The sequence below is a fragment of the Halorubrum sp. CSM-61 genome, assembly GCF_003781945.1.
Classification (GTDB): domain Archaea; phylum Halobacteriota; class Halobacteria; order Halobacteriales; family Haloferacaceae; genus Halorubrum.
The window spans coordinates 1-15814 of the sequence record NZ_RJJW01000017.1 but is presented as its reverse complement, the minus strand read 5'-3'; the positions used below and the strand labels follow the sequence as shown (position 1 = coordinate 15814).

General features: G+C 66.5%; 18 protein-coding genes, 3 tRNA genes and 2 pseudogenes. 10 read left to right on the top strand and 13 right to left on the bottom strand.

The features are described from left to right. Together EDM04_RS18075 and EDM04_RS18070 are read left to right on the top strand one after the other, a co-directional pair. A pseudogene (locus tag EDM04_RS18075) lies at nt 1-186 on the top strand (RNA-guided endonuclease TnpB family protein); the annotation flags it as partial. Nucleotides 187-205: 19 nt separating this feature from the next. After that, nucleotides 206-457 carry a DUF4870 domain-containing protein gene (locus EDM04_RS18070; RefSeq protein WP_321169385.1) on the top strand — a complete coding sequence of 84 codons (252 nt, stop codon included), beginning with the start codon at nt 206-208 and terminating at the stop codon, nt 455-457. Between the two features lie 387 nt (nt 458-844). Here the strand turns inward: EDM04_RS18070 and rpsB are convergent, their stop codons facing one another. The 13 genes from rpsB to EDM04_RS18005 form a co-directional block, all read right to left on the bottom strand. Beyond that, nucleotides 845-1693 (bottom strand): 30S ribosomal protein S2, encoded by an 849-nt coding sequence (gene rpsB / locus EDM04_RS18065; protein WP_123624592.1) that lies wholly within the window; start codon nt 1691-1693, stop codon nt 845-847. A gap of 16 nt (nt 1694-1709) precedes the next feature. Next, nucleotides 1710-2912, bottom strand: a complete 1203-nt coding sequence (gene eno, locus EDM04_RS18060) for a phosphopyruvate hydratase (protein WP_123624590.1) — start codon at nt 2910-2912, stop codon at nt 1710-1712. Further along, nucleotides 2912-3091 (bottom strand): DNA-directed RNA polymerase subunit K, encoded by a 180-nt coding sequence (locus EDM04_RS18055; protein WP_004046454.1) that lies wholly within the window; start codon nt 3089-3091, stop codon nt 2912-2914. The genes eno and EDM04_RS18055 overlap by 1 nt, the downstream gene beginning before the upstream one ends. 3 nt (nt 3092-3094) lie before the next feature. After that, nucleotides 3095-3289 carry a DNA-directed RNA polymerase subunit N gene (locus EDM04_RS18050; protein ID WP_006628058.1) on the bottom strand — a complete coding sequence of 65 codons (195 nt, stop codon included), beginning with the start codon at nt 3287-3289 and terminating at the stop codon, nt 3095-3097. A 12-nt stretch (nt 3290-3301) separates the two neighbouring features. Then, the gene (locus tag EDM04_RS18045; protein ID WP_123624588.1) at nt 3302-3700 is read right to left on the bottom strand and encodes a 30S ribosomal protein S9; all 399 of its coding nucleotides are present in this window, start codon (nt 3698-3700) and stop codon (nt 3302-3304) included. Next, nucleotides 3694-4143 (bottom strand): 50S ribosomal protein L13, encoded by a 450-nt coding sequence (locus tag EDM04_RS18040; protein WP_123624585.1) that lies wholly within the window; start codon nt 4141-4143, stop codon nt 3694-3696. The genes EDM04_RS18045 and EDM04_RS18040 overlap by 7 nt, the downstream gene beginning before the upstream one ends. Next, nucleotides 4140-4493, bottom strand: a complete 354-nt coding sequence (locus tag EDM04_RS18035) for a 50S ribosomal protein L18e (RefSeq protein WP_008848306.1) — start codon at nt 4491-4493, stop codon at nt 4140-4142. The genes EDM04_RS18040 and EDM04_RS18035 overlap by 4 nt, the downstream gene beginning before the upstream one ends. Before the next feature lie 39 nt (nt 4494-4532). Continuing rightward, a tRNA-Leu gene (locus tag EDM04_RS18030) sits at nt 4533-4617 on the bottom strand. 173 nt (nt 4618-4790) lie between these two features. After that, nucleotides 4791-5543, bottom strand: coding sequence for a DNA-directed RNA polymerase subunit D (locus EDM04_RS18025; protein WP_123624583.1), 753 nt, complete (start codon nt 5541-5543; stop codon nt 4791-4793). A gap of 1 nt (nt 5544) precedes the next feature. Beyond that, entirely contained in the window at nt 5545-5937 is a 393-nt protein-coding gene (locus EDM04_RS18020) for a 30S ribosomal protein S11 (RefSeq protein ID WP_004595254.1), read from the bottom strand. A gap of 6 nt (nt 5938-5943) precedes the next feature. Then, a complete protein-coding gene (locus EDM04_RS18015) occupies nt 5944-6471 on the bottom strand; it encodes a 30S ribosomal protein S4 (RefSeq protein WP_123624580.1) in 528 nt (175 codons plus the stop codon). Continuing rightward, nucleotides 6468-6992, bottom strand: coding sequence for a 30S ribosomal protein S13 (locus tag EDM04_RS18010; RefSeq protein WP_123624578.1), 525 nt, complete (start codon nt 6990-6992; stop codon nt 6468-6470). The genes EDM04_RS18015 and EDM04_RS18010 overlap by 4 nt, the downstream gene beginning before the upstream one ends. A 57-nt stretch (nt 6993-7049) precedes the next feature. Beyond that, a tRNA-Ser gene (locus EDM04_RS18005) sits at nt 7050-7135 on the bottom strand. A 238-nt stretch (nt 7136-7373) separates the two neighbouring features. Here EDM04_RS18005 and EDM04_RS18000 point away from each other — a divergent pair. The 8 genes and pseudogenes from EDM04_RS18000 to EDM04_RS17965 form a co-directional block, all read left to right on the top strand. Continuing rightward, on the top strand, nt 7374-8414 hold the full coding sequence (locus tag EDM04_RS18000; protein WP_123624576.1) for a zinc-binding dehydrogenase: 1041 nt from the start codon (nt 7374-7376) through the stop codon (nt 8412-8414). Between the two features lie 8 nt (nt 8415-8422). Next, nucleotides 8423-8761, top strand: coding sequence for a hypothetical protein (locus tag EDM04_RS17995; RefSeq protein WP_123624574.1), 339 nt, complete (start codon nt 8423-8425; stop codon nt 8759-8761). A 98-nt stretch (nt 8762-8859) separates the two neighbouring features. Further along, nucleotides 8860-9438, top strand: a complete 579-nt coding sequence (gene cmk / locus EDM04_RS17990) for a (d)CMP kinase (protein ID WP_123624571.1) — start codon at nt 8860-8862, stop codon at nt 9436-9438. Between the two features lie 40 nt (nt 9439-9478). Further along, complete coding sequence (locus EDM04_RS17985; protein ID WP_123624569.1) at nt 9479-10471, top strand: RNA-guided pseudouridylation complex pseudouridine synthase subunit Cbf5; 993 nt, start codon at nt 9479-9481, stop codon at nt 10469-10471. Between the two features lie 70 nt (nt 10472-10541). Beyond that, a tRNA-Pro gene (locus EDM04_RS17980) sits at nt 10542-10612 on the top strand. A 297-nt stretch (nt 10613-10909) separates the two neighbouring features. After that, nucleotides 10910-12364 (top strand): lamin tail domain-containing protein, encoded by a 1455-nt coding sequence (locus EDM04_RS17975; RefSeq protein ID WP_123624567.1) that lies wholly within the window; start codon nt 10910-10912, stop codon nt 12362-12364. After that, nucleotides 12361-12657 (top strand): DUF3006 family protein, encoded by a 297-nt coding sequence (locus EDM04_RS17970; protein ID WP_123624565.1) that lies wholly within the window; start codon nt 12361-12363, stop codon nt 12655-12657. Before EDM04_RS17975 ends, EDM04_RS17970 begins: the two co-directional genes overlap by 4 nt. A 130-nt stretch (nt 12658-12787) precedes the next feature. Further along, nucleotides 12788-15652 (top strand): annotated as a pseudogene (locus EDM04_RS17965) (Eco57I restriction-modification methylase domain-containing protein); the annotation flags it as partial. Between the last annotated feature and the right edge of the window lie 162 nt (nt 15653-15814).

The following is a 15814-nucleotide window of genomic DNA, read 5'->3' as shown; positions in this document are numbered from 1 at the left end:
GCGGATAGAGACGCTAACGCGGCGTGGAACATTCTTTCTCGCGGTATCAAGAAGCGGTTAGGAGCGGAACGCTCCGAATCAACGCCTGTGGAGACTGCGCTCCCTGTGGATACATCCGTATCTGCAAAGCACGTCGTGGAAACAGGAAGCCCCACCCTCAAGGAACCAGCGTCAGCTGGTGAGTAGGGTGGGGTAGTTCACGTGGCTGATCGGACCGCTCGTGGTCCTCCTCGTCACCGACGACGAGTTCGTGAAGGCGAACGCGCGCACGGCGATCAACTGGCAGATCTGGATCACGATCTACTCGGTCGTCGCGGGGATTCTGATCCTCGTCGGGATCGGGATCCTGCTGCTTCCGCTGCTCGGGCTCCTCGATCTCGTGTTCGTCGTCATCGCCGCGGTGAAGGCGGCCGACGGCGAGGTGTGGAGCTACCCGCTAACGATCGATCTGCTGTAGCGGGACCGCTCGGCTGCCGTATCAGTTGAGGTACGGATTGTCGACCGGCTCGAACCGATGGTCGCATTCGGGACACTCGACCAATCGGCGGCCATCGGTGACGACGACCGCGAAGCGGCGGCTCCAACCTCTGGTACCGCACTCGGGACACCGACGGACGATAGGGGGCATCATGTCGAACTCGAATCGGAGACGCTACCATCACCTATCCGTCCGAGCGCCAAAGGTGTGCCGGGGTGACGGCCGCTATCCGGATTGATCCGGTCTGAGGAAACGCATTCGGAGCACTGTCGTCTCGAACGCACCCACCGTTTCTGACCCGCAGGTAGCGGCGACTACGGAGTTTCGGCGGCGTCGGAAAAGTCGAACTCGACGTCGGAGACCGACTTACAGTTCGTCCTCGAAGTCCTCGAGGGCGAACAGGGTGTCGGAGCCGCGGCGGTCGAGCGTCTCGTTGGCGAGGAGCCAGTAGACGACCGACAGCGCGCGTCGGCCCTTGTTGTTCGTCGGGATGACCAGGTCGACGTTCGACAGCTGGTTGTTGGAGTCGCACATCGCGATGACCGGGATACCGACGGTGATGGCCTCCTTGACGGCCTGCGCGTCGCCGATCGGGTCGGTCACCACGACGACGTCCGGCTCGATGTAGCCGGCGTAGTCGGGGTTCGTCAGCGTGCCCGGGATGAAGCGTCCCGTGCGGGCGCGGGCGCCGATGGCGTCCGCGAACTTCTCGGCCGGGAACCGGCCGTACTGCCGCGAGGACGTGACGAGGATCTGCTCGGGGTCGTAGTTCTCGAGGAAGTCCGCGGCGGTGCGGATCCGCTGGTCCGTCGTGCTCACGTCGAGCACGTACAGGCCGTCGTCGCGGACGCGGTGGATGAACCGCTCCATGTCGGCCGTCTTCTGCTGGGTCCCGATGTGGACACCGGCGGAGAGGTAGTCCTCGACGGGGATCAGCAGGTCGACGTCGTCGTCCGGCATGACGTCGTCGTCGAACGGGGAGGTCTCTTCCTCCTCGTCCGCGGCGTCGTCGCCCGTCGTCTCTTCCGCGGCCGCATCGGCGGCCGCGCTCTCGGCGTCGGCGGATGCTTCGGGTTCGGCGTCGGCGGACGCCCCCTCGGCAGCCGCGTCGGCGGTCGGTTCCTCGGTCGTGTCGGCCTCCTCCTCGACCGCCGCGTCGACCGCCTCGGTCTCCGCGTCGTCGTCGAGTTCGACCGCGTCGTTGTCTTCGCTCATGCGTGGTGTCGGTCCGTCATACCGCGTCGTCCGCGATGCGGACCAGTTCGTTCAGCTTGGCGGTGCGCTCGCCGCCGACCGTGCCGGTCTTGATGAACCCGGCGTCGGTCGCCACGGCGAGGTGTGCGATGGTGGTGTCCTCGGTCTCGCCCGAACGGTGGGAGATGACCGTCTCGTACCCGTTGCGGGCGGCGAGTTCGACCGCGTCGAACGCGTCCGACAGCGTCCCGATCTGGTTCGGTTTGATCAGGATGCTGTTGGCCGCGTCCTTGTCGATCCCCTCGCGGAGCCGCTCGACGTTGGTGACGAACAGGTCGTCGCCGCAGATCAGCGTCCGGTCGCCGACCCGGTCGGTCAGCTCCGCGAACGCCTCGTAGTCGTTCTCGTCGAGCGGGTCCTCGACGTACGCGAGGTCGTACTCGTCGACGAGACCGGCGACGTAGTCGATCTGCTCGCCGGTCGATCTGGTCTCGTCGCCGTAGACGTACGCCTCCTCGTCGCCGTCGTACAGCTCAGCGGCCGCCACGTCGAGGCCGAAGCGGATCTCGAAGCCCACTTCCTCCTCGACGCGGTCGACCGCCTCCTCGACGACCTCGAACGCGTCCGCGTCCGAGATCGGGGGCGCCCACGCGCCCTCGTCGCCCTTCGCCGCGGGCACGCCGCGCTCGTCGAGCACGTCCGCGACCGCCGCGTGGACCGCGGCGTTCGCGAAGACGGCCTCCGAGACGCTGGGGGCCCCGACGGGCGCCGCGAGGAACTCCTGAATGTGGGTCGCCTCCTTGGCGTGCTCCCCGCCGCCGACGACGTTGCCGAGCGGGATCGGGAAGTTCTCGCCGCGGAACGCGCCGCCGAGGTGCTGGTACAGCGGCGCACCGAGCACGTCGGCGGCGGCCTTCGCGGCCGCCATCGAGATCGCGACCGCGCTGTTCGCGCCGATCGCGGAGAAGTCGTCCGTGCCGTCCGCGGCGTGCAGCGCGTTGTCGACCGCGCGCTGATCGCCCGCGTACACGCCTTCGAGGCGGGGGACCGCGTGTTCGCGGGCCGCCGCAATGGACTCGTTGGCCGGGAGCTCGATCGCCTCGTACTCGCCGGTCGAGGCCCCGCTGGGGGCCGCCCCGCGGCCGAAGCCGCCGGACTCGGTGAGCACGTCGGCCTCGACGGTCGCGTTTCCGCGCGAGTCGAGCACGCGACGCAGCGAGACGCCGGTGATTCGGGTCATCAGTTGGACTCCCTCCGGACGGTGAACGGGAGCGCACCCGCGTCGTACTCCTCGGCCGCGACGAGGATGGGCTCCGTCTGGTCCGTGTCGATCAGCACGGGCGCCCCGTAGGACACCTGCAGCGCTCTCGCGCCGAGGATTCGTGCCTTCTCGTATCGATTGTATCGCTGTTCTGACATGATTTACTGGTACGGCGAGACGACGTCGACGAGGTCGCGGTGGCTGACCAGCATGCGGCGGCAGCAGTGCCGGTCGACGCCGAGGTCGTCGAGGACCTCGCCGGGATCTTCGTCGCCCTCGCGGGCGCGCTCCTTGAACTCCTCCCAGTGTTCACCCACGACGTTGCCGCACGTGAAACACCGGACGGGGATCATCATGACTGGATCACCTCAGCGGTAGGACTTCTGGTAACGGGCACGCGCGCCGGGTCCGCCCCACTTCTTGGGTTCGGACTGGCGCACGTCGTTGACCAGCAGCGTGCGGTCGAAGTTCATGTACGCGTCGCGCAGCTCGGCGTCGCCGAGGTGCTGGACGAGACCGCGCGCGATGGCGGTCCGCGTCGCGTCGGCCTGACCGCTGAAGCCGCCGCCCTGTACGTCGATATCGATGTCGACGCCGTCGCGGAGCTCCTCGCCCGCGATGCGGAACGGCTCCAGCATCTTGAGCCGCGCCTGCTCCGGTTCGACCAGCTCGACTGGCTGGGAGTTGATTCGAACGCGGCCCTCGCCGTCGCGCACGGTGGCGCGGGCGACGGCCGTCTTCTTCTTGCCTGAGGTGTTAGTTACCATGTGACGTTGGCTCCCAGAGACTCGGAGATGTCTCCGAGCGTCGTGAATTTGATGTTCGAGAGGCGGTCGAGCGAGGTGCCGTCGAGGACGACGGTCTCGGCGTCCTCGTCGCGCTCGTAGGGGTTCCCGACGTACACGCGCACGTTCGAGAACGCCTCGCGGCCGTCCTCCGTCTTGTACGGCAGCATGCCGCGGATGGCGCGCTTGAAGATCCGGTCGGGGCGCTTGGGGTAGTACGGTCCGCTGTCGGAGCCGAGCTCCGCGCGGGTGTGGTACGTCTCCATCGTCGCCTCCTCGTTGCCGGTGATGACCGCGTTCTCGGCGTTGACGACGGCGACGGTCTCGCCGTCGAGGACGCGCTGCGCGACCTTCGACGAGACGCGACCGAGGATGCAGTCGCGGGCGTCGACGACGACGTCCGCGTCGATCTTCGCGAGACTCATCGGATCACCCGGACGTTGCTCCCTTCGGGATTCTGTTCGATGAACTGTTCGAGCGACACCGCTTCGCCGGCCTGGTCGATCTTCGTGCGGGCGGTTCCCGAGAAGTCGACGGCGGCGACGGTGACGTTCTTTTCGAGCACACCGCTGCCCAGCACCTTGCCGGGGACGACGACCGTCTCGTCTTCCTGCGCGTATCGTTCGATACGGCCCAGGTTGACCTCAGCGTGCGTGCGCCGTGGCTTCTCCAGTCGGTCGGCGACGTCCTGCCACACGTTGGCACCGGAGTCGCGCGAGACCGACTTCAGATCGGCGATGAGGTTCTGTAGTTTCGGATTCGTCTTGCTACTCATAGCTGTCCCTCCTGAACTGGAGAGTTAGTGAAAACGGAGTGCAGGGAGCAGGATTTGAACCTGCGGACCTCTACAGGACAGCGCCCTGAACGCTGCGCCGTTGGCCTGACTTGGCTATCCCTGCGTGCACTCCTGCGTAATCCGGCTCCCTTCAAACCACTTTCGGTCCCGGTGTCGGGACGGCCCGAGTTCGGCTCGGGGGTAACGCGCTCCGACGCGGCGTCGGAGCGGATCTCGGCGCCGCGGCTCCGTGCAGGGGCGAGCGCCGAGCGTGCGGTCTGAAGGTCCGTCATTACGTTAGACTGCGACTTTCGTCTGTAGTTCGTCCGCGCGCTCCTCGATGGAGTCGATCGCGCGGAGCAGCAGTTCCTCGACGTCGAACGAGCCGTCCGTCTCGATGTGGAACACGAAGGCGCCGGGGACGTCCTCGATCGCGACCTCCTTCCCGGGGAACCGCTCCGAGAGGTCGTTGTCGAACTCGTCGGTGAGCTCGACGTCTCCGTCCGGCGTCTCGATGACGCCGCGGAGGATGTTCGGCTCGTCGTCGTCGAACTCGCCGAGGTCGCCCTCGACGGAGACGCGCTGAAGGTGGCGGTAGCCGACGGAGACGCCGCCCTGGTGTTTGGCGTGCTCCTTGCCGGTGTCGAGCACCGCGTCGGCCTCGAACTCCAGCCGCTGTCCCTCCTTCAGCTCGATGATCGGAATGTTGTCGTCCGCGACCTCGACGAGCGGGTCAGCGCTCTCGATGTCGCCGGAGTACGCCGTCGCCGGGCCTTCGACGTCGAGCGCGAGGGTGACCTCGTCGCCGACCTCGAAGTCGTCGAGCGGCGTCGTCAGGGGCACGAGCCCCAGCCGAAGCCCGATCATCTCGTCGAACATGACGGAGGAGTTCTCGACGAACCGAACGGTGTCGATCGAGAACGTCGGGACGTCGGCGATCATCGCGCGGCGGATGCCGTTGGCGAACGCCGGCGTGAGCCCGCGGATCAGCACCCGCGCGCTGCGTTCGTCCCGTTCGACGTACTGGACGTCGAAGTCGTCTTCCGTCATGTCAGACTCGCTTGTTCTTGGGCGCCTTCGTCCCGTCGTGCGGGATGGGCGTGACGTCCTCGATCCGGCCGATCTCGACGCCCGCACGCGAGAGCGCGCGGATCGTCGCCTGCGCACCGGGACCGGTGGACTTGTTGAGGTTGCCGCCGGGGCCGCGCACGCGAACGTGCACGCCCTCCAGGCCGGCGTCCTTGACGCGCTCGGCGACGACCTCCGCCATCTGCATGGCGGCGTACGGCGACGCCTCGTCGCGGTTCTGCTTCACCACGGTGCCGCCGGACGACTTGGCGATCGTCTCGGCGCCCGTCTCGTCGGTGACCGTGATGAGCGTGTTGTTGAACGACGCGTACACGTGGGCGATGCCCCACTTTCCTCCGTCTTCGGATTCACTCATGGGTGGTTACTCCTGTGACTCCGCGCGCTCGGGGTGGAGATCGTCCGCGAGCGGGCTGTTCTCGTCGAAGGCGATGGCGCCTTCGTCGTCGACGTCGACCTTCACCGAGGGGCGCGTGACGCGGGCGCCGTCGACGGTGATGTGGCCGTGGACGATGAACTGGCGGGCCTGCTGGGTCGAGGACGCGAACCCCTGCCGGTAGGCGACCGTCTGGAGACGGCGCTCGAGCAGGTCGGTCACGTCCAGCGAGAGGACCGCCGAGATGTCGTCGTTGTCGCCGAGGATGCCGATGCGGCGGAGCCGTGCGACGAACTCCGAGCCGGCCTCCTGGGCGGCGTCGGCGTCGCCCTGGGCCTCGCCGAGCAGCCGACGCGCCTCGCGTCGCATGCTGCGCAGCTCGGACTGGGCGCGCCAAAACTCCTCTTTGTTCTTGAGACCGTACCGCGAGAGGAGGTCGGACTCCTCGGCGATTCGCTCGCCCTGGTACGGGTGGTTCGGCGTCTCGTAGCCCTTCGTGTTCTTGCCGGTGCTCATTCGTCGTCACCCGCTTCGTCTTCCGCCATCTCCTCGCGGATCTCCTCGACGTTGACCCCGATGGTCCCCTCCGAGCGACCCGTGGACTTCGTGCGCTGGCCGCGTACCTTCTGGCCGCGCTTGTGGCGAACGCCCTTGTACGATTCGATGACCTTCATCCGGTTGATGTCGTGGCGACGCTTCTCGCTGACGTCGGTGCCGACGAGGTGCGTCGTCTCCCCGGAGTAGAAGTCGTTCTGTCTGTTCGTCATCCACGACGGGACGTGGTCTTCGAGGTTCTCGGCGATGTCGACCACCGCGTCGAGGTCATCCTCGTCGAGGAGCCCGAACGTGGCGTTTCGGTCCACGTCGGCCTTCTCGGCGACCAGCCGCGCCGTGCGCGTGCCGATGCCGTCGAGTTCGGACAGGCTTCGCTCGACCGTCTTCGTCCCGTCGAGGTCAGCGCCCCCGATCCGGACGAAGTACTGGAGGTCCTCTTCCTCCTCCTCCGGCGAGTCGTCCTGTGATTCTTCCGTGCTCATGTGTTGGTTGTGGTGAGCCCTACCGGCGCGAATCCGGCGGTGCTCGGTCCGTTCGAGCGTTGCGGCGGGGATTCGAACCCCGGAGGCAGTGACGCCACAGAGTTAGCAACCCTGCGCCTTGGGCCAGGCTTGGCTACCGCAACCCGCGTTGTATCATCGCCCTCGTGGACTCGGGACCCGGTGCCCCTGCAGTTCGTGCATTCGTATGGTCCCCCTTTCGGTACTTAAACATCACGAAAGTCGCGGGGCGGATGCGTCCGGTTCGCACGGGTGTGAGGGGTTGACGTGGGTGAACGAGCCCTCGCCGGAAGCGGGAGGAGAGAGCCCGGGAGGAGTTCCGTTTGGCGTACTGTTTAGTGGGTGCCGCGGCTGGATCGTCCCATGAAGGCCGTCCAGTTCGACTCCCACGGCGACCGCGACGTGATCGAGTACGGCGAGTTCCCGGACCCCGAGCCCGACCGCGGTGAGGTCCTCGTCGACGTCAAGGCCGGCGCGCTGAACCACCTGGACATCTGGACGCGACGGGGGATGCCCGGGATCGACCTGGAGATGCCCCACATCCCCGGCAGCGACGCGGCGGGCGTCGTCGAGGCGGTCGGCGAGGGCGTGACGCGCTTCGAGCCGGGCGACCGCGTCGCCGTGAGCGCCGGCGTCTCCTGTGGCGAGTGCGAGTTCTGCCGCCACGGCGAGGAGTCGCTCTGCCCCTCCTTCCACATCATCGGCGAGCACGTCCGCGGCGTCCACGCCGAACAGGCGGCCGTGCCCGCGGAGAACCTCGTCCCCGTCCCCTCGGGCGTCGACTGGGAGGTCGCGGGTTCCGCCTCGCTCGTCTTCCAGACCGCGTGGCGGATGCTCCAGACCCGCGCCGACGTCGAGGCCGGCGAGAAGGTGCTCGTGTTGGGCGCCTCCGGCGGCGTCGGCCACGCCGCGGTGCAGATCGCCGACCACGCGGGCTGTGAGGTGTTCGCGACCGCCTCCTCGGAGGAGAAGCTCTCGCACGCCGAGGAGTGCGGCGCCGACCACGTCATCGACTACGAGGCGAACGACTTCGCCGAGGAGATCGCCGCGCTGACCGACCGCCGCGGCGTCGACGTCGTCGTCGACCACGTCGGCGAGGCGACGTATCCGAACTCGCTGAAGTCGCTGGTGAAGGGCGGCCGACTGGTCACCTGCGGCGCGACCACCGGCCCGAACCCCGACGCCGGGCTCAATCGGATCTTCTGGAACCAGCTGTCCGTGATCGGCTCGACGATGGCGACCCCCGGCGAGGTCGACGACGTCCTCGAACTCGTCTGGGACGGCACGTTCGAGCCGCGCGTCCGCGAGACGCTGCCGATGAGCGAGGCCGCGCGCGCCCACGAGATGATCGAGAACCGTGAGGGCTTTGGCAAAGTGGTCGTAAAACCCGACAGTGAGCTCTGAACGCGACAGTGAGCGCTAACTCCGACGGCGACGCGGGTGAGAGCACGGACGGCGGCTACGTCCACGTGCCGGGCGAGGTCGGCGACGACGAGGGGACTCCCGGCGGAGGAGACACCGCCGAATCCGAGCCCGAGGCCGACGGCTTCGGCCGGAAGGGATGGGCGCTGACGGCGGTGCTTTTCACCTGCGTCCTCGTCATCCCCGGTATCATCTACGCGTACCCGTACGCGGCGGGGGCGCTCGGCTTCTCGTTTTTCGCCACGTACCTCGCCTTGCCGCTCGTCCCGGCGATCCTGCTCGGGCTGGTCGCGGTCTGGTCGATGACGGCGGCGACGCGAGATCAGTAGGACCGTTCCGGCATTCGGCGGCGTCTCGCCGACCCGACTTCCCCGCCCGCCGCGGGCCGAACGACAACCGTTTTGAACGACACCCGCGCAGTAGCGATATGTTGATCACCGTCTCCGGCCCGCCGGGAAGCGGGAAGAGCACGAACGCCGCGGCCCTCGCCGATCGGCTCGACCTCGATCACGTCTCCGGCGGGGACATCTTCCGCGAGATGGCGGCCGAACGCGACATGACGCCGGTCGAGTTCAACGAGTTCGCAGAGGAGGACCCCCAGATCGACCGCGACCTCGACCGCCGACTTCACGAGATCGCCGCGACCCGCGACGACCTCGTGCTGGAGTCGCGGCTCGCCGGGTGGCTCTCCGCGGACCGCGCCGACTTCCGGTTCTGGTTCGACGCCCCCGTGTCGATCCGCGCCGAGCGCATCGCCGAGCGCGAGGGGAAGCCCGTCGACCGCGCGAAGGCCGAAACCGAGCGCCGCGAGGCCTCCGAGCGCAAACGATACGGCGAGTACTACGACATCGACATCGACGACCTGTCGATCTACGACGCCGCGTACAACACCGCCCGGTGGGGCCCGGAGCCGTTCATCGACGTCCTCGTCGCGACGATCGACGCGTACGACCCCGCGGACGACGAGGGGAAGGCGCCGATCGAGGGCGTGAGATACGACTTCTGACCGCCGGATCCACACTTCCCACAATTCCCCCAATCCCCGTATGACCCGACATACAGACGATACCGACCCTGACGCAGATCCCCTCCGTGCACCACCCGGCGAGCGCTCGGTCCCGGAGCTGCTCCGGTTCGGCGTCGTCAACGTCGACAAGCCCGCCGGGCCCTCCTCCCACCAGCTCTCCGCGTGGGTGCGCGACGCGATCAACGAGTCGCTGGCGACGCTGGACCCGGACGGCCCCCAGATCGACGGCGTCGCCCACGCGGGAACGCTCGATCCCAAGGTCACCGGCTGTCTCCCCACGCTGACCGGCGACGCGACCCGCGCCGCGCAGGTCTTCTTAGAGGGCGGCAAGGAGTACGTCTCGGTGCTGGAGCTCCACGGGTCGCCCCCCGCGGACTTCCGCGACGTGGTCGCCGAGTTCGAGGCGGAGATCTACCAGAAGCCGCCGCGCAAGAGCGCGGTGACCCGCCGACTGCGGACCCGCACGATCCACGACCTCGACGTGCTGGAGGTCGACGAACGGCAGGCCCTCCTTCGAATCCGGTGTGAGTCCGGGACGTACATTCGAAAGCTGTGTCACGACATCGGCCTCGCGACGGGGGTCGGCGCGCACATGGGCCACCTCCGGCGCACCGCCACCGACCCGTTCGACGACACCGACCTGCACCCCTTACAGGACCTCGTCGACGGGCTCGCGTGGGCCGAGGTGGGCGACGACGCGCTCCTCCGCGAGGTCGTCCGCCCCGCCGAGGACGCGCTGGTCCACCTCCCGTCGGTGACGATCGCGCCCTCCGCCGCGCGCAACGTGGCCACCGGCGCGCCAGTCTACGCGCCCGGCGTCATCGACGCGGACCCGGTGCCGGAAGAGGGAGAGAGTGACGATCGTGACGACGGCGACGACGGCGACGACGCCGACCCCCCGCTCGTCGCCTGCCACACTCCCGACGGCGCCGCGGTCTGTCTCGGGCGGCTGGTCGGCGATCCCGACGCCGAGTCGGGGGTCGTCGTCTCGCTGGAGCGCGTCCTCGTCTGAGGGTCGCGAGCAGGGGGCGAGTGAAACGAAGTCCTTAATTACCGGACTCTCATTTTTCCGAGTGCAGACAGGGACCGTGGGGTAGTGGTATCCTATGCGGATGGGGTCCGTATGACCTGAGTTCGACTCTCAGCGGTCCCATAAATGTTTTGACTGGTCTTCATTATCGCCAGTCCTAGCGCCGTCTAACGCCCGAAAACCGCGTTCGGGGGTACGCTATGAACCCCTCCACGGCGGTTCCGACGGCACCGATCGCTGCCGTCACTGTGACCGTCGCGTTACTGATACGTTCCGCCGAGTCTTCGGTACTGAGAGAGACTGCGCCCAGCGCCGTCTCGGGTGCGACCGCTTCCGTCGCGCGGGACCCGAGAGCAGTCGCGAACTCCCCGAGCGGTACCGGACCCGTACCTCTTTGGCCGTCCGGGACAGTAACGGAACATGAAACGAACGGGAGGGGCGTTACGGATCCTCCTGGTAGCTGTGATCGTCCTCCTCGCGGGCTGTGCGGGCGCGGTACCCGGCGATCCGACACCGGCGGAATCGGGCTCGAACACCGATTCGACGGCCGAGACCGCGAACGGCACCGTCGCGGTCCACTACATCAACGTCGGCCAGTCGGTCAGCACGCTCGTCGTCGGTCCGGAGGGGGAGACGATGCTCGTCGACACGGGCCACTACGACGACGACGGCGAGCACGTGCTACGGTACCTCCGGCGACACGACGTCACCCGGATCGACCACCTCGTCACCTCTCATAACGACGCGGACCACATCGGCGGCAACGCGGCGGTCATCGACTACTTCGAGACGGAGGTGGACGGGATCGGTGCCATCTACGATCCGGGCATCGCCGCGAGCACGCAGACGTACGACGAGTACCTCGACGCCGTCGAGGAACACGACGTGACGCTGTACGAGACGCGCGAGGGCGACGCGATCCAGTTCGGCGAGGTCGACGTCGACGTGCTCGGACCCCCCGAGCCGTACCTCGAAAACGAGGGGCGCAACGAGAACAGCATCGTCCTCAGGCTCGCGCACGGCGAGACGAGCTTCCTGCTCACCGGCGACGCCGAGGACGACCAGGAGGCGTACCTGATCGACGCGTACGGCGCGGAGCTCGAATCGACCGTGCTGAAGGCCGGCCACCACGGCTCGGCGAGCTCGTCCAGCGAGCCGTTCCTCGACGCGGTACAGCCGCGTGCGGTCGTCGTCTCGAGCGCGTACGACTCGCAGTACGGCCACCCGCACGAGGAGGTCCTCCAGCGGCTGTCGGACCGGTCGATCCCGACGTACTGGACCGCGACGCACGGCGACACCGTACTCGTGAGCGACGGGAGCGGCGTCTCCGTGCAGACGCAACGCGACGCGCCCACGGATCCGCTCGCGCTCCGCGAGGGCGACCCGGTCGCGCCGGGCACGAGCGGCGGTGTCGTCGAGCGCGCTCGGCTCGGTGGCGGGGCTGAAGACGGCGGCGAGACCGACGAGACCGACGAGACCGACGACGCCGACGACGCCGACGACGCCGACGAGGAGAACGAGACGGGGTCGACCGAGCCGAGCGCGGCGGTGGAGGTCGCAGCGATCAACGCGGACGCCGAGGGCGACGACCGCGAGAACCTCAACGACGAGTACGTGGTCTTCGAGAACGCGGGCGACGAGCCGATCGACCTGTCCGGATGGACCGTCGAAGACGAGGCGGCCCGGAGCTACGAGTTCCCGGAGGGGTTCACGCTCGGCGCGGGGGCGACGGTGACGCTGCGGACCGGAAGCGGCGCGGACACCGACGCCGAGCTGTACTGGGGGTCGGGCTCGCCGGTCTGGAACAACGACGGCGACACAGTGATACTCTCGACCCCCGATGGAGAACGCGTGCTGGAAGTGAGCTACGAATGACGGACATCGAACTCCCGGACGGCGAGTACACCGCGGTGGTCGACGCCGTCGAGGACGGGCTCGCGACCGTGTTCTTCGAGCGCGACGGCGAGGAGGTCGGGAACGCGGTGCTGGAGGCCTCGCGGCTCCCGGCGGACGGGCGGCGCGCCGACGCCGTCCTCTCGGTGACGCTCTGCGGCGGGCGCATCGAGTCCGCCGCGTACGAGCCCGATCGGACGGAGCGCCGAGCGGAGGCCGCGCAGGACCGGTTCGATCGGCTCTCGAAGCGACCGCCGTCCGACGAGGACGCGTAGCCGGGTCCCGTAACCGTTTGCTCAGGGCCGCGCGGATTCGGCGACTGTGGCTCGTCGTGGCGGCGCGATCCAGCGCTGGTAATCGCTCCGTCACCTATATACTCGCGGTGACGTGTGGATTGGATATCACATGAGCCAAGCCACACTCGGCAGTGGCCCCTATCGGAACTCGAACCTCTTCTCCGGGTACTATCTCGACGAGCGCGTCTCGGACTTAGACGCGTGGGACTGCGACGAGGAGGCTGCGACGGCCTTCGAGCAGATACGTGATCTCTGGAACAAGGAGGGCGCGCTCCTCCCCTCCTACAACGAGGACGAGCTGATCGACACGTGGATCGCCGAGGTCGTCGACGTCCTCGGGCACGGCACGAGCTCCGAGGTGACGCTTCCGGACGGCGGCGGCTACGTCGACCGGCTGCTCTTCGAGAGCGACGAGGCGCGTCGGGAGGGGGCGAAGCGCGCACGTGAGGGCGACCACGAGGGGCTGTTCTCGCGGGCGTCGGCGATCCTCGAAGCCAAGCAGTGGGACGCCGACTTCGAGCAGCGCTTCGCCGAGCAGCGCTCCTACCGCGACGCCTCCCACCAGATCAAGTACTACCTCGAACGGACGCCGGGAGACCTGAAGTGGGGCGTGCTCACCGACGGGAAGAAGTGGCGGCTCTACGGCACGAAGGACTACGAGACGCAGACCTACTACGAGGTCGACCTCCCGGAGATCCTCGAAAGCGGGGACGTGGAGGCGTTCAAGTACTTCTACGTCTTCTTCCGGCCGGAGGCGTTCGTCGAGCACGCGGGGAGCTCGTTCCTCGACGACGTGTGGACCGAGTCGGAGACGGCCGCACAGGAGCTCGGCGAGGACCTCCAAGACAACGTCTTCCGAGCGCTGCGAGTGCTCGGGAAGGGCTTCGTCGAGTCGAACGAGCTCGACGTGGGTGCGGGGGGCGACGTCGATCGCGACGAGCTGAAAGAGCAGTCGTTGGTGCTCCTCTACCGGCTGATGTTCGTCCTCTACGCGGAGTCGCGCGGGCTGATCGACCCCGACGACCCGGACGCGAGCGAGGAGTACCACGAGTACTTCAGTCTCGAAGCGAAGCGCGGGGAGATCCTCGACGACGTGGAGGGGATGGACGTGGAGTCCGGCGAGGCGTTCACGGAGGAGTACAGCCGGTTCTCGTCGTCCATCTGGGGGCGGCTCTCGGAGCTGTTCGAGCTGATCGACGAGGGCGAGGAGTCGCTCGACATCCCGCCGTACAACGGCGGGCTGTTCAGTCGGGAGGACCACGCGTTCCTCACCGAGTACGAGGTGACGGACCCGTACATCGCCGAGGTGGTCTACTGGCTGTCGACCACGGAGAACGAAGAGGGCGAGCACGTGCCGGCAGACTACGCGGACCTGGACACGCGGCACCTCGGGTCGATCTACGAGGGCCTCCTCGAACACGAGTTCCGGATCGCGGACGCGGAGGGCGTCGCGGCGGTCTCGGAGGACGGTGGACAGGTCTGGAAGCCGGGCGATGAGGTGTCGGTCGCGGACGCGGTGGAAGTCGTCGACGAGGGCGGACTGTACGTCGTCAACGACGAGGGCGAGCGCAAGGCCACTGGGGCGTACTACACGCCGGACTACGTGGTCACGTACATCGTCGAGGAGACGGTCGACCCGCTGATCGACGAGATCGACGCGGACCTTCGCGAACGCGGGCTCGAACCGAGCGACCGGGAGTACTTCTTGGAGTTCTACCAGCGCGTGAAGGGGCTGACGGTGCTCGATCCCGCGATGGGCTCGGGTCACTTCCTCACGAAGGCGACGGGCTACCTCACAGAGCAGGTGATGGCGGTCGTTCGCGAGCAGGAGATTCAGTCGTACGACGAGCAGGAGATCCGCCGCGAGATCTCCAAAGAGGTGATCTACGGCGTCGACATCAACGAGATGGCGGTCGAGCTGGCGAAGCTATCGATGTGGCTCGAAACGCTCGCGGCCGATCAGCCGCTCGCGTTCCTCGATCATCACCTGAAAGCCGGAAACTCGCTCGTCGGCAGCGACATCACGGAGGTCCTCTCTGAGGACGGCGGCGACGACGGCGGGCAGTTGACGCTTACCCAGGCGCTCGCGAGAGTCCGACAGGAGACGCTCGAACACGTGATGGAGCTGATGGCGGACCTGCTCGCGTACGACAACGACTCGTTAGAGAGCGTGAAGTCGATGGAGGAGCTGTACGACGAGATCCGCGACGACCCGCTTTATAAACGCCTCTTCGAGTTGGCGAACGTCCACACCGCCGAGGAGTTCGGCTGTGACGTGCCCGAGGACGCCTACGAGCAGATGGCGGGCGCGATCGAGGACGAAGACGACTGGGAGGCGATCCGCGGCGAGGACTGGTTCACGGCGGCGCAGGCGACGGCCGACGAGCAGAACTTCTTCCATTGGGAACTGGAGTTCCCCGAGGTGTTCTTCGACGCTGAGGGTGAGAAGATGCCCGAGGCAGGGTTTAACGCGGTTGTGGGAAACCCGCCGTGGGTCGATGTTAAAGGATTAGAAGATCCAATTTACTTATATGAATTGTACGAAACGAGTTTCAATCGTGTTAATATCTACTCTGCATTTATAGAGAAGTCAACTACTCTTCTACGCTCAAGTGGTCAATTTGGATTTATAACTCCGAATTCGTACATGACTCAAAGTTCTTATAAGAAGCTTCGATCACACATCCTTCGAAATTACGATCTGAAATCTCTAGTTCGACTACCAGATGGTGTCTTTGCAGGTGTAAAGATGGAGACCGCAATATTAGTAGCAGAACGTGATGGTGCGTCAGTCGGAGAAGATCTTGAAGCTCTGATTTATCCAGCAAATTCGGAAATTACGAACAACATCCGGAAAGCACCTGAAACAACTAGTATTGATGTTGTTGACTGGGAAGAGTCAGACGATTATATCTTTGATATATTCACATCTAAAGAAGAACGAGATCTTCTCGACACAATCGAAGATACTAGTACAACAATCGGAAACGAGTTTCAGTACATCACAAAGCCGGTTAGTTGAGACGTCTGCTTGCTGAAGGTGTGTCTAATACCAAGCAAGCAGACGGTGAAATTCACGAGGACCAGCTTCTTAACTTCCTCGTCAACTCCCTTGACGAGGAAGTTGCCCTCACAC

Coding starts and splice junctions, on each gene's coding strand:
- EDM04_RS17970 (WP_123624565.1), top strand. CDS start 12,361: ATGACGGACATCGAACTCCCGGACGGCGAGTACACCGCGGTGGTCGAC.
- EDM04_RS18055 (WP_004046454.1), bottom strand. CDS start 3,091: ATGTCAGAACAGCGATACAATCGATACGAGAAGGCACGAATCCTCGGC.
- EDM04_RS18050 (WP_006628058.1), bottom strand. CDS start 3,289: ATGATGATCCCCGTCCGGTGTTTCACGTGCGGCAACGTCGTGGGTGAA.
- EDM04_RS18045 (WP_123624588.1), bottom strand. CDS start 3,700: ATGGTAACTAACACCTCAGGCAAGAAGAAGACGGCCGTCGCCCGCGCC.
- EDM04_RS17985 (WP_123624569.1), top strand. CDS start 9,479: ATGACCCGACATACAGACGATACCGACCCTGACGCAGATCCCCTCCGT.
- EDM04_RS18010 (WP_123624578.1), bottom strand. CDS start 6,992: ATGAGCACGGAAGAATCACAGGACGACTCGCCGGAGGAGGAGGAAGAG.
- EDM04_RS18035 (WP_008848306.1), bottom strand. CDS start 4,493: ATGAGTAGCAAGACGAATCCGAAACTACAGAACCTCATCGCCGATCTG.
- cmk (WP_123624571.1), top strand. CDS start 8,860: ATGTTGATCACCGTCTCCGGCCCGCCGGGAAGCGGGAAGAGCACGAAC.
- EDM04_RS18020 (WP_004595254.1), bottom strand. CDS start 5,937: ATGAGTGAATCCGAAGACGGAGGAAAGTGGGGCATCGCCCACGTGTAC.
- EDM04_RS18000 (WP_123624576.1), top strand. CDS start 7,374: ATGAAGGCCGTCCAGTTCGACTCCCACGGCGACCGCGACGTGATCGAG.
- EDM04_RS18015 (WP_123624580.1), bottom strand. CDS start 6,471: ATGAGCACCGGCAAGAACACGAAGGGCTACGAGACGCCGAACCACCCG.
- EDM04_RS18025 (WP_123624583.1), bottom strand. CDS start 5,543: ATGACGGAAGACGACTTCGACGTCCAGTACGTCGAACGGGACGAACGC.
- rpsB (WP_123624592.1), bottom strand. CDS start 1,693: ATGAGCGAAGACAACGACGCGGTCGAACTCGACGACGACGCGGAGACC.
- EDM04_RS17975 (WP_123624567.1), top strand. CDS start 10,910: ATGAAACGAACGGGAGGGGCGTTACGGATCCTCCTGGTAGCTGTGATC.
- EDM04_RS18040 (WP_123624585.1), bottom strand. CDS start 4,143: ATGAGTCTCGCGAAGATCGACGCGGACGTCGTCGTCGACGCCCGCGAC.
- eno (WP_123624590.1), bottom strand. CDS start 2,912: ATGACCCGAATCACCGGCGTCTCGCTGCGTCGCGTGCTCGACTCGCGC.